The organism is Amycolatopsis heterodermiae (assembly GCF_034929455.1).
Taxonomy (GTDB): domain Bacteria; phylum Actinomycetota; class Actinomycetes; order Mycobacteriales; family Pseudonocardiaceae; genus Amycolatopsis; species Amycolatopsis heterodermiae.
This window is the reverse complement of sequence record NZ_JAYFSI010000001.1, coordinates 93,029-107,251: the sequence shown is the minus strand read 5'-3', so window position 1 is coordinate 107,251 and position 14,223 is coordinate 93,029. Positions and strand designations below refer to the sequence as shown.

The 14,223-nt window shown below is 69.2% G+C and carries 12 protein-coding genes; 8 read left to right on the top strand and 4 right to left on the bottom strand.

Going from position 1 to position 14,223, the window contains the following annotated elements:
• Positions 1 to 28 precede the first annotated feature (28 nt).
• Entirely contained in the window at positions 29 to 3,184 is a 3,156-nt protein-coding gene (locus tag VA596_RS00490; RefSeq protein ID WP_323322416.1) for a GH92 family glycosyl hydrolase, read from the top strand.
• Positions 3,185 to 3,250: 66 nt separating this feature from the next.
• On the opposite strand, the gene VA596_RS00485 is transcribed toward VA596_RS00490, so the two are convergent.
• Entirely contained in the window at positions 3,251 to 4,111 is an 861-nt protein-coding gene (locus VA596_RS00485; protein WP_323322414.1) for an esterase/lipase family protein, read from the bottom strand.
• 167 nt (positions 4,112 to 4,278) lie between these two features.
• Between VA596_RS00485 and VA596_RS00480 the strand changes: the two genes are divergently transcribed.
• From VA596_RS00480 to VA596_RS00470, 3 genes are all read left to right on the top strand, one after another.
• Positions 4,279 to 5,349, top strand: a complete 1,071-nt coding sequence (locus VA596_RS00480; protein WP_323325573.1) for a PucR family transcriptional regulator — start codon at positions 4,279 to 4,281, stop codon at positions 5,347 to 5,349.
• Positions 5,350 to 5,449: 100 nt separating this feature from the next.
• On the top strand, positions 5,450 to 5,932 hold the full coding sequence (locus tag VA596_RS00475) for a hypothetical protein (RefSeq protein WP_323322412.1): 483 nt from the start codon (positions 5,450 to 5,452) through the stop codon (positions 5,930 to 5,932).
• An 8-nt stretch (positions 5,933 to 5,940) separates the two neighbouring features.
• A complete protein-coding gene (locus VA596_RS00470; protein ID WP_323322410.1) occupies positions 5,941 to 6,375 on the top strand; it encodes a hypothetical protein in 435 nt (144 codons plus the stop codon).
• Here VA596_RS00470 and VA596_RS00465 read toward each other — a convergent pair whose 3' ends face one another.
• On the bottom strand, positions 6,376 to 8,007 hold the full coding sequence (locus VA596_RS00465) for a DUF885 domain-containing protein (RefSeq protein WP_323322408.1): 1,632 nt from the start codon (positions 8,005 to 8,007) through the stop codon (positions 6,376 to 6,378). It lies immediately after the preceding gene.
• Between the two features lie 53 nt (positions 8,008 to 8,060).
• Between VA596_RS00465 and VA596_RS00460 the strand changes: the two genes are divergently transcribed.
• The 3 genes from VA596_RS00460 to VA596_RS00450 all read left to right on the top strand — a co-directional run bounded on the left by VA596_RS00460 (position 8,061) and on the right by VA596_RS00450 (position 9,682).
• Complete coding sequence (locus VA596_RS00460) at positions 8,061 to 8,309, top strand: hypothetical protein (protein WP_323322406.1); 249 nt, start codon at positions 8,061 to 8,063, stop codon at positions 8,307 to 8,309.
• A 510-nt stretch (positions 8,310 to 8,819) separates the two neighbouring features.
• The gene (locus VA596_RS00455) at positions 8,820 to 9,086 is read left to right on the top strand and encodes a hypothetical protein (RefSeq protein ID WP_323322404.1); all 267 of its coding nucleotides are present in this window, start codon (positions 8,820 to 8,822) and stop codon (positions 9,084 to 9,086) included.
• Positions 9,087 to 9,259: 173 nt separating this feature from the next.
• Entirely contained in the window at positions 9,260 to 9,682 is a 423-nt protein-coding gene (locus VA596_RS00450) for a hypothetical protein (RefSeq protein ID WP_323322402.1), read from the top strand.
• A 109-nt stretch (positions 9,683 to 9,791) separates the two neighbouring features.
• Here VA596_RS00450 and VA596_RS00445 read toward each other — a convergent pair whose 3' ends face one another.
• Positions 9,792 to 12,383: a glycoside hydrolase family 3 protein gene (locus VA596_RS00445; RefSeq protein ID WP_323322400.1), complete on the bottom strand. Its 2,592-nt coding sequence runs from the start codon at positions 12,381 to 12,383 to the stop codon at positions 9,792 to 9,794.
• A 269-nt stretch (positions 12,384 to 12,652) separates the two neighbouring features.
• On the opposite strand from VA596_RS00445, the gene VA596_RS00440 reads away from it, so the two are divergent.
• The gene (locus VA596_RS00440; protein ID WP_323322399.1) at positions 12,653 to 13,075 is read left to right on the top strand and encodes a GNAT family N-acetyltransferase; all 423 of its coding nucleotides are present in this window, start codon (positions 12,653 to 12,655) and stop codon (positions 13,073 to 13,075) included.
• Between the two features lie 581 nt (positions 13,076 to 13,656).
• Here VA596_RS00440 and VA596_RS00435 read toward each other — a convergent pair.
• Positions 13,657 to 14,190 carry an Lrp/AsnC family transcriptional regulator gene (locus VA596_RS00435; RefSeq protein ID WP_323322397.1) on the bottom strand — a complete coding sequence of 178 codons (534 nt, stop codon included), beginning with the start codon at positions 14,188 to 14,190 and terminating at the stop codon, positions 13,657 to 13,659.
• Between the last annotated feature and the right edge of the window lie 33 nt (positions 14,191 to 14,223).

Genomic DNA, 14,223 nt, shown 5'->3' with positions numbered 1-14,223 from the left:
CAGGCAGTGCAGCCTCGGGAGGGCACCGGTGCGATACAGATTCTTGGCCGCGATCGTGACGACGGCGGTGATCGGCGTCCCGGCGGTCGCTTCGGCGGCGCCGACAACGATGTCACCGGGAAGTCCGCTGGTCGGCGACCCGGCGGCGTACGTCGACCCGCTGATCGGGACCGGCAGCGGCGGCAGTTCGGTGGGGGAGATCAACAACTTCCCCGGCCCGGCGGCGCCGTTCGGGATGATGCAGTTCTCGCCGGACACCCAGGGCGCGTACGCCGGCTACCAGTACCACTCCGATCAGATCCGAGGTTTCAGCCTCGACCACGCCTCGGTCGGCTGCAACGCGTTCGGGGACGTGCCGATCCTGCCGATCACCGGTGACGTCGGCAGCGCGCCGTGGGACCGCACCGAGCACTTCACCCACGACGACGAGAAGGCCGAGCCGGGCTACTACGCCGTGACGCTCGCCGACTCGAAGGTCCGCGCCGAGCTGACCGCGACCACCCGCACCGGGCTCGCCGCGTTCACCTTCCCGGCCGGCTCGAACGCGCAGGTGCTGGTCAAGGGCGGCGCCAGCCTCGCCGGGAACTCGCACGCCGACCTGAAGATCACCGGTGACCGCGAGGTCAGCGGCTCGGCCACCACCGGCAACTTCTGCGGCAAGCCCAACAAGTACACGGTGTACTACGACGTCACCTTCGACCAGCCGTTCACCGCCCACGGCACCTGGGACGGCTCGTCGGTGAAGCCGGACACGGACAGCGTCGACTCGCCGCGGGCGGGCGCGTACCTGACTTTCGGCTCCCAGAGCGTGGTGCACGCCAAGGTCTCGATGTCCTATGTGGGCGTCGACGGCGCGAAGGCCAACGCGGCCGTGGAGGTGCCGGGCTTCGACTTCAACGCCGTCCGCAAGTCCACAAGGGACAAGTGGACGCAGGCGCTGGGCAAGATCCGCGTCGCGGGGCGCGATGCGGATCAGCTCAAGACGTTCTACACCTTCCTGTACCACTCGCTGATGCACCCGAACACGTTCGACGACGCTGACGGGCGCTACATCGGCTTCGACGACCAGATCCGCACGCTGCCGAAGGGACGGCACCAGTACGCGAACTTCTCCGACTGGGACACCTACCGCTCGCTCGCGCCACTGCAGGCCATGCTGTTCCCGAAGGAAGCCAGCGACATGGCGCAGTCGCTGACGAACGACGCCGTGCAGGGCGGCTGGTGGCCGCGCTGGCCGATGGCGAACGACTACACCGGCCAGATGACCGGCGACAGCTCGGTCGCGCTGATCTCCAACCTGTACGCGTTCGGCGCGCGGGACTTCGACGTCAAGACGGCACTGAAGTACCTGGTCAAGGGCGCGACGTCGGTCGACAACACGCCTGGCGCGTGCCAGGAACGCCGCGGCATCGAGGACTACGTCGCCCGCGGGTACATGCCGAACAACGACGCCTCCCGCGGTGACCACGCCCGGGTCGGCGCGTCGATCACCCTGGAATGGGCGATCGACGACTTCGCCATCGCGCAGCTCGCGCAGGGCATCGGCGACCGCGACGTCGCGCGCGAGTTCACCCAACGCGGCCAGAACTGGCAGAACATCTTCAACCCGCTCACCGGCTACCTCCAGCCGCGCGGGCAGGACGGCCGCTTCCCGGACGGCCCGGCGTACGTGCCGCCGCCGCCCGGCAAGTTCGGCCAGGACGGTTTCGACGAGGGCAACGCCGCGCAGTACACCTGGCTGGTGCCGCAGGATCCGGCCGGCCTGGTGACGGCGATGGGCGGCCCGGCCGCCACGGCGTCCCGGCTGGACACCTTCTTCCAGAAGCTCAACGTCGGCCCGAACGAGCCGAACATGTGGGCCGGCAACGAGCCCGACTTCGGCGTTCCCTGGCTGTACAACCACGTCGGGCAGCCGTGGAAGACGCAGCAGGTGGTCCGCGAGATCGCCACGACGCTGTTCAGCGCGACCCCGGACGGCGAGCCCGGCAACGACGACCTCGGCGCGCAGTCGTCGTGGTACGTCTGGGCCGCGCTCGGCATCTATCCGGCGACGCCGGGCACGCCGGACCTGGTCGTGCACAGCCCGCTGTTCGAGCGCGCCGTGCTGTCCCTCCCGAATGGACGGACGATCGACATTCGCGCGCCGAAGGCTTCTTCAGGAACGCCTTATGTCCACGATCTGTCGCTGAACGGCCGTGACTGGGACCGCACGTACCTGCCCGCGAACACCGCGCGGGACGGCGCCCGGCTGGACTTCTCGCTCCAGTCCACTCCGGACAAGCGGTGGGCGGCGAACTCGGCACCACCGTCCTATCAGGACAAGGAGAAGCCGTTCCTGACGTCGGTGACCAACCAGGTCGTCGTCGAGCCGGGCACCTCCGGCGAGGCCACGGTGAGCGGCCAGCGGCTCGGCGGGCACGACCGTAGCCTGGACGTCACGACCCAGGCGCCCGCCGGTCTCACGGTCACGGGTCCGCGGCAGCTCCGGCTCGACGACCGGACCGGCAGCGGCACCGCGAAGCTGAAGGTTTCGGTGGCGGCCGGGACGCCCGAGGGCTACTACCAGGTGCCGGTGACCGTCCGGGACGGCTCGACGTCCGTGCCGGGGTCGGTGATCGTGCTGGTCGCGCCGAAGGGCGGGCTCGCGGCGGCGTACTCGAACGTCGGCATCTCGGACGACGGTGACGTCGGCTCGGCGGACATCGACGGCGCCGGGAACAGCCTGTCCCGGCAGGCGCTGGCCACGGCCGGCCTGGTCGGCGGGAAGCCCGCCCAGGCGGCCGGCACGACGTTCACCTGGCCCGCCGCGCCTTCGGGCCGTCCGGACAACGTCGTCCCGGCCGGGCAGACGATCCGGCTGAGCCCGGCGACGCGGCTGTCGTTCATCGGCACGGCCTCGAACGGCGACCACCAGGCCAAGGCGACCGTCACCTTCACCGACGGCACCACCGGCCAGGCCGACCTGTCCTTCGGCGACTGGGTCTTCCCGGGCGGCGGAAACGACCCGGTGTTCGGCAACACGCTGGTGGCCCGCACGGACCACCGCAACCAGCCCGGCGGCCCGGGCGGCGGCGCGTCGGTCTACGCGACGGCACCGTTCGACGCCCCGGCCGGAAAGCAGATCGCCTCGGTCACCCTCCCGACGGACACGAACCTCCACGTGTTCGCCATCGGCCTCGGCTGACCGGTCGTGAGTGTTTAGGGCGGTTAGAACCGCCCTAAACACTCACGACAAGCCGCGGGAGCCTCCTCAGCCGGGGGAGCCCACCGCGCAGATGCGGATGGGGGCGGCGTGCGCTGGGTCCAGGGCGTTGCGGACCAGGTGCCAGACGTTGAGGTCGTAGGCCTCGCCGATGTGGCCGACCGGGTCGAACGGGCACGAGTCCTGGACGTAGCGGTTGTGCACGCCCGGCTCGCGGATGAACGACGTCTCGGTCGGCGTCACCAGCTCGTCGTAGCGCGAGGTGATGATCGTGTAGTCGATGCCGGGCTGGGCGACCGGGCCGGTGTTGAGCGCGACGATCGCCGCGCCGCCGTCCAGCTCGTCGGCGAAGATCGGCAGGCCGATCGTCTTCACGACGTTGTCCCACGTGCTCTTGCCGAGCAGCGTGTAGGCCAGCGTCAGGAGCCCGGACGCGTTGGCGCCGTGCGTCGGCGGCGCGATCGCGACGACCTTGCCGATCTCACCCTGGATGCCCTGCATCTTGGCCAGGTAGATCGACTGCAGGCCGCCTTCGGAGTGGCCGACGACGTCGACCTTTGCGGCGCCGGTGGCCGCGCGGACCTTCTCGACGTAGTTCTTGATCTCCAGCGACGACTCCGCGACCGGCTTGAGCCCGCCCACGAACGGGAACTGCGGGTAGGCGCCGTAGGTCAGCGAGAACGTGCAGTAGCCGCGGGCGGCCAGGTCGGCCTGCAGGAAGTTGAGGTCCTCGTAGTAGGTGGCGAAGGTGCCGTGGAGCAGCACGACCGGGTTCGGGTGCGCGGCGCTCGGGCGGCAGCCGAAGTCGTTGTTGCCCCCGGTCGCGGCCTGGGCCGGCGCCGCCACGCCCAGGGCGAGCAGGCTCGCGATCCCGAGCCCGGCCAGCCATCGTTTTGTTCCCCGCGCCATTGCGAAGTCCCTTCCGTCTGGTTGCTTTGCACAGCATGAGGCACAAGATCAAGGCTGTCTGCTGGCAGGAAGCGCAGAAAGTTGCCGTGGCCGTTTGTGCATGGTGACAATGTGGCATGGATCCGGTGGCCGAGCTGTTCCCTCGATCGGGTGAGATTGCCAGCGTGATGATCACTCGGTGCGCCGCCGAGATCCCCGAATACCGGCTGCTGCCCGCGAGCGTGCTGGAGGGTGACCTGGTCGCCAACGCGACCGCGGTGTTCGAGCTGTTCCTCACCACCGTCGCCGAGGGCCGGCGCCCGACCGAGGACGAGCTCGCGCTGCCGATCGCCTGGGGCGCCGAGCGCGCGCGGGACGGCCTGCCGCTCGAAGCCGTCCTCAAGATCTACCCGCTCGCCGCGAGCGTCGCCTGGGAGCAGCTCACCGGTGACCGGGCGCTGATCGGTGCGCGGATGCTCGACTTCCTCGGCGAGGTCATGCCGCGGGTGGCGCAGGCGTACCTGCGCGAGCGCGACGACCTCGACTGGGAGCAGCGCGAAGACCGGCAGAACCTCGCCTCGAGCCTGCTTGCCGGCCGCCCGGTGCGCCATCGCGAGCTGCCGCCGGGGTTCGACGTCGTCGTGTTCCACCTGCCAACGTTGCCGGCCCTGCCGCCGGAAGCGGGCAGCCGGGCGGCGACGGACCTCTTCCGCGCCGTCCGGTCCGATGTGGACAGTCAGGTCCTGGTGACCTTCAAGGGGGACGGCGGGGTGCTGCTGGTCCCGGACGGCGTCGCGGCCGACGCCGTCGCCGCGCGGGTCGACGAGATCTGCGGCCGCCGCTGCACCGCCGCCGCGGCCCGGGCGGAGACCCACGCGGACATCCCGGCGGCGCACTCCGAAGCCGTGGAAGTCCTGGAGCTGGCGGAAAACCTGCGCCGCCCCGCCCGGCTCTACCGGCTGGCCGACCTCGCCATCGAGTACCAGCTGGCCCGCCCGGGCCCGGCGCGTGACGCGCTCGCCCGGGTGCTGGCCCCGCTCGAAGACCACCCGCACCTGATCGACGCCCTGCGCGCGTTCGTCGTTTCCGGGTACAACCGCGGGGAAGCGGCGCGCGCGTTGAGCATTCACCGCAACACGCTCACCTACCGCTTGAGCCGGATTCAGCTGATCACCGGTTACGACGCGACGCAGGCTTCGGACGCCCGCCACCTGGCCGCCGCGATGACGGCTTACGACATCATCCGGCAGGACGTCTGAATCCCACGGGGTAACGCTTGGGTCGCGTTCCCGGAAAAGCGTTGCAGAATGCCGCGGGCGACCGATTCCTGGGTGGCGAACACGGAAGAAGTTGATTCCCATGAAAGCTGCCGGAATTCTCGTCGCCGCCCTGGTCCTGGTGGGTGCCGCGGCCTGCGGTGTGCCCGTGGCGGGCACGCCGGTACCGGTCACGGTGACCCCGCAGGCGGCAACGACCAGCGTAATCGCCGTTCCTGCACCGCAAACCGTCTACGTGCAGCAGCCGCCGGTGTACGTCGCCCCGGTGGACACCTCCGCGGCCCAGACGGTGATCGCCTATTACGACGCGCTCAACCGCCGTGATTTCGCCACGGCGTGGTCACTCGGCGGCAGCCGCATCGCCGGCGGTGGCGGATACACCAAGTACGTCAACGGTTTCGCGACGACGTCGTGGGACACGCTGACCGTCACCGACGTCCGCGGGAACACCGTGTACGTCGTGCTTTCCGCCGTGCAAACCGACGGCAGCACCCGCGTGTTTTCCGGTTCCTACACCGTTTCCGGCGGAGTGCTCGCCGGCAGTCACATGACCCGGACGAAATGAGCAGGACCATGCGTATTCTCCCCGCGTCCGCCGCGATTTCCGCGGTGCTCGCCCTGGCCGCGTGCGGGCTCCCCGTGCGCACGGTCGCCGCCCAGGCCCCGGCCCCGAGCACGGCGACCGTCACCGCCTCGAGCACCCCGACCGTCACCGCGCCGGTACCCCAGACGGTCGTCGTGCCGGCCCCGCAGACCGTCTACGTCCAGCCGAAGAACCCGGGCGTCGCGGCGACGAGCCAGTGGTACGCCCAGCCGAGCTGGTACAACGCCCAGCCGTGGATCTCCATCACCAACTCGGGCGGCCAGACGCCGTGCCAGTGGCTGTACGCCCGCGGGTACACCTACGCGCAGGCGTACGCGGCCTGGGCGCAGAACGGCTATCCGGCCAGCTGGTCGGCCACCGGCGACGGCTACCCGTGCCAGAAGTCCTACGGCATGCAGCACTGATCAAACGGAAGCGACCCAGGCGCGGACGACGTCGCCCAGCACGGTGAGCGGCACCGGCCCGCCGCCGAGGACGACGCCGTGGAAGTCCTTGATGTCGAAGGAATCCCCGAGCTCGGCCTCGGCGAACCGGCGCAGGCGGACGATCTCCAGCCGGCCGGTCATGTAGGCCAGCGCCTGGCCCGGGCACTCGATGTACCGGTCCGTTTCGGACTGGACCTCGACCTCGCTGAGCACCGTGCGGGTACGGAGGAATTCGACGCACTGCTCGCGGGTCCAGCGCAGCGCGTGCAGGCCGGTGTCGACCACCAGCCGCGCGGCGCGGGTGGAGTCCGCCGCGAGCATGCCGAGGCGCATCAGGTCGTCCGAGTACAGGCCCATCTCGTCGGCGAGCCGCTCGGAATAGAGCCCCCAGCCCTCGCCGTAGGCCGTCACGGGCGCGATGGTCCGCAGCTGGGGCAGGCCGGTCAGCTCCTGGGCGAGCGAGTTCTCGAAGTGGTGGCCGGGAACGGCCTCGTGGAACGCCACGCTTTCGCCGATGAACCGGACGCGCGTGCGCACCTCGTGGGTGTTGGTGAAGTAGGTGCCCGGGCGCGAGCCGTCGAGGGCGGGCGGCAGGTAGTAGGCCGGGGCGGCGACCGGTGCGTCGGCGGCCGGCACCGGTTTGACGACGCACTCCGCCTTCGGCAGGCGCGGGAACCAGTCCGGCGCCGCCGCGGTCGCGCGGGCGACGGCACCGCGGGCGTTCTCGAGCATCTCGTCGGCGTCGCGCCAGCGGAGGGTCTCGTCGGTCCGCAACCGGTGGCGCACCTCGGCCGGCTCGGTCAGCCCGAACGCGCGGCCGCCGATCTCGGCGTACTCGGCTTCGAGCCCCTCGAGCACGTCCAGGCCCAGCTGGTGCAGCTCCTCGGGCGTGTGCTCGGTGGTCGTGTGCATCCGCGCCAGTGCCGCGTACGCCGCTTCGCCATGCTCGAGCCAGCAGAGGCCGGGCCGGTCGTCCGGCCGCCCGTGCCCGGCGATCTCGGTGGCGAGGAAGTCGCGGTAGCGGACCAGTGCCGGGCGGACCTCCCCGGCCACCAGCCGGTCGCGGCGCTCGGCGCGATCCCCGGTCAGCGGCTGGGGGAACGGCGTTTCCTGCGCGAGGAAACGGTCCAGGTACGCGATCGCGCCGTGCACCATCCGCTCGACCGGCGTCCGCCCGGCCGCCAGGCCCCGGCGGTGCCGCTCGGCCACCGCCTCGTAGAACGCGGGGAGCGCGGCCAGCCGGGTCAGGAAGTCGTCCTCGGCCCGCTCGCCGGGCAGCGTGAGCTGCGGCAGGAACGCGAGGTGCTTGATCCCGGCCGCCTCCATCGGAAAGGCCAGGGTGAACTCCACGACCCGGGCGTCGAGCCGCGCGAGCACGGACTCCGCCTGCTGGACGACGACCCCGAGCGTGACCCGGTCCGGATCGTCCGACGCCCGGGCCCGCGTGAGGACGTCCGCGGCCCGGGCTCGCAGCCGCCCTTCGGCCGCCTCGCCGAGGTCGGGCAGTTCGGCGTCGTGGCCGGGGATGCCCATGAAGGTCGCTTCGAGCGGTGCTTCGGTGCCCAGGACGTCCAGCAGTTCGTCGGCGAGCGCGGCCGCGTCGGTGGCCATCACCTCATCCTGGCCGAGCGTTCACCCTCGATCCAGCGGGTTTCGCACCGGCGGTGCTGCTGCTCGACGACCCGGCCCGCGGCGTCGACGTCGGCGCACGAGCGGAGATGCACGCGGTGATCCCGGAGTTCGCGGCCGCGGGGAAGCCGGTCGTGCCGGCCTCGACGGACCTAGCGGAGAGGTGCGACCTCTGTGACCGGGCGCTGGTGTTCCAATGCGGCCGGGTGGTGGCGCGGCTGACCCGCGTGGAGGTTTCAGAGCAGGCGCTGAGCGTCGCGATGAACGCGGGCTTCACCCGATAAAGCAGCCCTGAACTCGCGGTAAGCCGACGAAGTCTCGGAGATCCGCAGCGGACCTCCGAGACTTCTGGCGATGAATCGCCGTGCCACCGGCGTTTCATCAGAGTTCCGTGCTCCGACTTCACCATCTCGACACAGGAACGTGGGGCGGACTGACTTTGCCCATGTTGCACGTAACCAGAGCTGCGCCGAGCTGGCAATACTGGTACATACCGAAATCGGCCCCGTGAGACGCCCGTAACGCGTTGACCTGCGAAAACTTGATTTCATCGTTTTGATCCGTGTACACCTCTTTGGACACTTCGCCGAGCTTGGACGCAAAGTTCTCCCGATACGTGCGTCGTGCCGAACTCTGGTGAGAGTATCGAATCGTTCCTGCCGGTGCGGTGCCTTCCACGCAGGGAACGTTCGCCGTCGAGTGCCACCTCGCTCCGAACGTGAGATCCGATGTCTCCGACTTCACCAACTGGACCATGGCCCCGGGCGCCGGGGGCCGCACCTCCGGGAGAACTGATGATGCCCATCAAGCAGTACCGACCGTGTGCTGTCGTCGCGGGCGATCCTCCGAGCTTGACGGCTCGTCGTGCGACCATCTGGATGATGGCCGTGTTCGTCGGGTTTGGATCGTCCTTGTCCGACAGGGTGTACGTACCGGTCCTCATCGCCGCTCTTTTGTCTATCGGCATGACGGTCGAAGTCGTTGCGCCCGGCATGATCTTGGTGCTGCGTATGCAGCTACGAGGTCGTCGCCACAGGGTCGAGCCGGCGGGGGAAATGTGAGCCTGCCTGTGGATCGTCAGCTGTTGTGGGGGCGTACTCCGGTGACGCTCAGCGGGCTCGAGTTGCGCCGAAATCTGCGAGTCGTCGCTGAGCGGGAGCCAGAGACCTTCAGTTCTACGCAGAGGGTGGCTCTGAGGGGCGAGGAACTGACTCCGTCGACGGTTCTCGAGTTCTTGGCCGTACTGCGCCTCGTTTTGAAGCGGTCGGGTCTGACGGCAGGGCAGATTTCGGCGAAGACGTCGATCGCGCGGAGTTCGGCGTACAACCTGGTTGCACCTGCGAGGACGGGCCTGCCAACCGATCCTGGCCAGGTGCTGCTTTTTCTGCGCGGCTGTGGCCTGCAGCTCGATCAGGTCAACAAGATCATGTGGGCTTGGGAACGGTTGGGTGCCGACCGGCGCAAACATCGGCTCAACACGGCCAGATCGGAGTCGATGCGATCGGGAATGGCCACTCAGAGGGAGGTGGCCGGAGTCGAAGAGTGCATCGAGCAGGTGCAGCGAGCCCGCGCCGCAGGCCAGCTCACGGCGGCGGTCGGGTGGGCGCGGCGGCTCACGGAAGCTCTGTCGACAGAGCACGCACAGCTCGGTACCTAGCCTGGTTCTGGCAGTCAGCCGTTCGCGGGCGTTGCGGTTTTCAGGCATCAGTCGAATATGCCGAAAACGAACCGGGCCGGGAGCTTCGCGCTCCCGGCCCGGCCGGTGATCAGGTCAAGCTCGAACAGGGTCTCGCGTCAGGATCCTTGGCCCCGTTGGGGACCCACCTCACGTTCGCGAACGACGCCTGGAACGGCGCGTCCGTGTAGACCAGGAACGGCGTGTTGATGTGCTCGAAGTCCAGCCCGTTGTTGAAGCAGGACAACGGGATCTTGACCGTCGTCTTCGCGCCGCCCGCCAGGTCGGTGAACAGCTTCGTCGCGTTGACCTCCGAGAAGCAGGGGTAGACGCAGTGCATGCTGATCACCGTCCGGTTGACCGGTGCCTGCTGCACGACGGTGTCGAACTCCAGCGCCCCGTCCGCGTTCAGGTAGCTGCGCAGGTCGTTCGTGCCCGCCGTGTTCTGCATGTAGAGCTGAGCCGCTCCGGTACCCGTCCAGGTCGTCTTCAGGCCGTCACCCTGCACGTTGACGTCCGTCGGGACGGTGTTGATCTCGGGGTGCTCGGCCGTGCCGTCCGGGCCGATCGCGGTGCCGCCCCAGTTCGAAGCCGAGCCGATCTGGCTGGTGTACGGCGCGACGTCGGTCCGGTCGTAGATCGACAGGTCCTCGGTCGCCGTCCCGCCGCCACCGGTGGACCCGCAGGTCGCCGGGCCGGGGGTCTCGTCCAGCTGGCCGATGGTGACGCGCTGGCCGGTCTTCAGGCCGTAGCCCAGCTTGAACAGCGGGTCGTAGTCCGGGGACCACGGGTTGAGCGGCGACTGGCACGCGCTCTTCGGCCACGAGTAGGACAGCGTGCCCTGGTAGCCGTTGCCGTCCTTGCCCTTGACGAGCATGTCGGCGACGCCGCCGCCCTCGGTGCCGGGCAGCCAGGCCGCGACGAACGCGTCCGAGCGGTTGATCTCGTGGTTCATGTAGAGCGGGCGGCCGCCGACGTAGACGGTGACGACCGGGGTGCCCTTGCCGCTGACCTTGTCCAGCAGAGCCGCGTCCTCGGGGTAGAGCTTCGAGGCCTCGAGGGTCTTGCGGGTCAGGTCGCCGACACCCTCGGCGTACGGCGTCTCACCGATCACGGCGATGACGGCGTCGTAGCCCTTCGGGTCCACCGTGCCGGTGGCGTCGAAGGTGACGTTGGCGTCGCCGAGGTCCTGCTTGATGCCGGTCAGGATCGAGGTGGCGTTCGGGAAGTCGGCGTTGGTGTTGCCGGTGCCCTGCCAGCTCAGCGTCCAGCCGCCGGTCTGGTTCGAGATGTTGTCGGCGCTCTTGCCGACCACCAGGACCTTGGACTGCGGCTTGAGCGGCAGCACGTTGCCGTTGTTCTTCAGCAGCGTCTGCGACTCGCGGGCCGCGTCGCGGGCCAGCCAGTTGTCCTTCAGCGCCTCGTCCGAGTTGGCGTAGGAGCGGTCGGACGGCTTCTGCGACTCGAAGAGGCCGTCACGCACCTTGACGCGCAGGATGCGGGTCACGGCGTCGTCGATCCGCGACATCGGGATCTGGCCGCTCTGGACCTGGGCGATCGTGTTGGTGATGAACGCCTTCCAGTCCGCGGGCACCATCACGACGTCGATGCCGGCGTTGATCGCCTGCGGGCACGAGGAGTTGGTGCAGCCGGGGACCTGGCCGATGGCGTTCCAGTCGGACACGACCAGGCCGTCGAAGCCGATCTTGCCCTTGAGGATCTCGTTCATGGCCTTGCTGCTGCCGGTCAGCTTGCCCTCGTTGATGCCGAGGTCCGGGTTGGTCCAGCTGTTGAACGACACCATCACGGTCTGCGAGCCGGCGGCGAGCGCGCCGTAGTAGCCCTGGCCGTGGAGGTTGATCATGTCGGCCTCGGACGAGGGGTTGACGCCCTGGTCCTGGCCCTTGATCGTGCCGCCGTCACCGATGAAGTGCTTGGCGGTGGCGATCACGCCGTTGTAGCCGATGCGGCTGGTGGCGCCGTCCTGGAGGCCGTTGATGTCCTCGTAGCCGTAGGAGCGGGTGATCCGCGGGTCCTCGGAGTAGCCCTCGTAGGTGCGGCCCCAGCGGTCGTCCTGGACGACGGCCAGCGTCGGCGAGAACGCCCAGTCCTGGCCGGTCGAGCGGACCTGGCGGGCGGTGGCGCCGGCGACGTCGCGGACCAGGCACGGGTCGTGCGCCGCGCCGAGGCCGATGTTGTGCGGGAAGACGGTGGCGCCGTAGACGTTGTTGTTGCCGTGCACGGCGTCGATGCCCCAGATGACGGGGATCTTCGTGCGGCTGGTCTTGGAGGCGTTCCAGTAGGAGTCGGCGAGGTTCAGCCAGTCCTGCTGGGTGGCGTGCTTGTTGCCGCCCGGCCACGCGCCGCCGCCGTTGAGGACGGTGCCGATGGAGTACTGGCGGACCTCGTCCGGGGTGATCGAGGTGATCTCGGGCTGCGTCATCTGCCCGACCTTCTCCTCGAGGGTCATCCCCGCGAGGATCTGGGCGACGCGCGCCTCGTCACCCGCCTTGCCCTTGAGCTGGCTGTCGACCTTGGGCCAGTCCGCCAGGGTCGGCAGGGCCTTCTCGATCTTGGCGCAGCCGTTCTTGTCGAGGGCGGGCTTCCCGATCACCGGCTGCGGCGGGGCGTCCGCCTGGGCCGGGGTCGCCTGGGCGAGCCTCCCGAGCAGGGTGAGGCTCATCAGCGTGACGAGCGAACTTCGACGCGCACGGGACCACGCGCGTGATCTTCTGGCCATGGTCTGGTCCATTCTCGAGGGCGGCGGACGGGCCGATCCTCACCGGGCAAAGGGGACGGCGTCAATAGTTTCCGGTCGGTGTGCTCTTAGTTAATTCTCGCCATAAAATAAGAGTCGTCCGGTTGGCGGCACCGTATTACCCCGCTGGTCGGACTGGGTCAAGGGTGCGCACGGGCAGCCGTTCTGCCCGCCGGGCCTGTCACGATGGCCGGATGGACATCCGCCGCGTCACGACGTCCGCCCCCGCGCTGGCCGCCGCCCACCTCTTCGACGAGCCTCCCGTGCCGTCGGCTTTGTCGCGTTTCCTGGCGTCGGAGGACCACCACCTGCTGATCGCCTACGTCGACGACGTCCCGGCGGGCATGGTCACGGGCGTCGAGACGACCCACCCGGACAAGGGCACGGAGATGTTCCTGTACGAGCTGGGCGTGTCCGACTCGTTCCAAGGCCACGGCATCGGCTCGGCCTTGGTGACGGCCCTGGCGTCCTTGGCCCGTTCGCGCGGCTGTTACGGCATGTGGGTGGTGACGGAGGAGGACAACGCCGCGGCCCAGGCGACCTACCGCCGCGCCGGCGGCGCCTCGACGGGCCGCCAGGTAGTCCTGGAATGGACCCTAGCCCCGCCCACCCCCTAACCTACCCCACCAGACACGCCCCCCGCCCCCAGACGCGCGTCCCGCCCCTCGGGGTACGCGTGTCGACCCCCCAATCACGCGTGTCGACCCTTCAGGCACGCGTCGACCTTGGAATCACGCGAGTCAACCCTCCAGACACGCGTGTCGACCCTGGAATCACGAGTGATGCCCCTTCAATCACACGTGATGCCCCGCTGATCACGAGTGATGCCCCGCGGATCACACGCGCCGATCGGCCGAGGGCGCGGGCCGGGCCTTCGGGTCGCGTGCCCAGACCCGGATGTCGCGTGCCTGAACCCCGATCTCGCGTGCTGGACCCGGATCTCGCGAGTCTGGCGGTGAAACTCGCGTGCCTGGACCCGGATCTCGTGTGATCGGAGACGGAACTCGCGTGATCGGGCGGGCATCTCCCATGATTGAGCGGGCATCTCGCGTGATTGAGGGGGCATGACTCGTGACTGGAGGGCATCTCCTGTGATTGGGCGGGCATCACTCGTGTTTGGAGGGGCATCTCGCGTGATTGGGCGGGCATCACGTGTGATTGGAGGGTCGACTCGCGTGATTCCCGGGTCGACACGGTGTCAGGCCAGGACTGAGCCGGGGAGTTCCTCGAAGATCAGCCACGTGCGGGTCGAGCGGACCCCCTCCAGGGCCTGGAGACGCTCCAGGACCACGTCGCGCAGGGTGGTGTTGTCCGGGGTGCGGACCAGCAGGAGGATGTCGAAGTCGCCGCCGACCAGGGTCACGTGGTCGACGTACGGGATTTCGTGCAGGTCCGTGGCCATCGTGCGCCAGGACGTCTGCTCGACCGTCACCATGATGTACGCCGACGTGCCCAGGCCCGCGCGGCGCGGGTCGATGCGGGCGCCGAAACCCGTGATCACGCCCTCCGCCATCAGGCGCTCCAGCCGCGCGTACGCGTTCGTGCGCGAGATGTGCAGCCGCTCCGCCAGTGCCCGGATCGCGAGACGGCCGTCCGCGGACAGCTCCGCCAGCATCGCGCGGTCGACGTCGTCGAGGGGCGCGACCGTCCGTCCCGCGAGGCCGCCCGCCGCCGAACCCGCGGAGGACGTTTGGTCACCGGAAGCGTCAAGAAAAGACTGTTTGTCGCTCATTTCCCGCAACCCTTGAACACACAACCGCCGAGA

Coding starts and splice junctions, on each gene's coding strand:
- VA596_RS00440 (WP_323322399.1), top strand. CDS start 12,653: ATGGACATCCGCCGCGTCACGACGTCCGCCCCCGCGCTGGCCGCCGCC.
- VA596_RS00475 (WP_323322412.1), top strand. CDS start 5,450: ATGAAAGCTGCCGGAATTCTCGTCGCCGCCCTGGTCCTGGTGGGTGCC.
- VA596_RS00480 (WP_323325573.1), top strand. CDS start 4,279: ATGATCACTCGGTGCGCCGCCGAGATCCCCGAATACCGGCTGCTGCCC.
- VA596_RS00435 (WP_323322397.1), bottom strand. CDS start 14,190: ATGAGCGACAAACAGTCTTTTCTTGACGCTTCCGGTGACCAAACGTCC.
- VA596_RS00465 (WP_323322408.1), bottom strand. CDS start 8,007: ATGGCCACCGACGCGGCCGCGCTCGCCGACGAACTGCTGGACGTCCTG.
- VA596_RS00445 (WP_323322400.1), bottom strand. CDS start 12,383: ATGAGCCTCACCCTGCTCGGGAGGCTCGCCCAGGCGACCCCGGCCCAG.
- VA596_RS00485 (WP_323322414.1), bottom strand. CDS start 4,111: ATGGCGCGGGGAACAAAACGATGGCTGGCCGGGCTCGGGATCGCGAGC.
- VA596_RS00470 (WP_323322410.1), top strand. CDS start 5,941: ATGCGTATTCTCCCCGCGTCCGCCGCGATTTCCGCGGTGCTCGCCCTG.
- VA596_RS00455 (WP_323322404.1), top strand. CDS start 8,820: ATGATGCCCATCAAGCAGTACCGACCGTGTGCTGTCGTCGCGGGCGAT.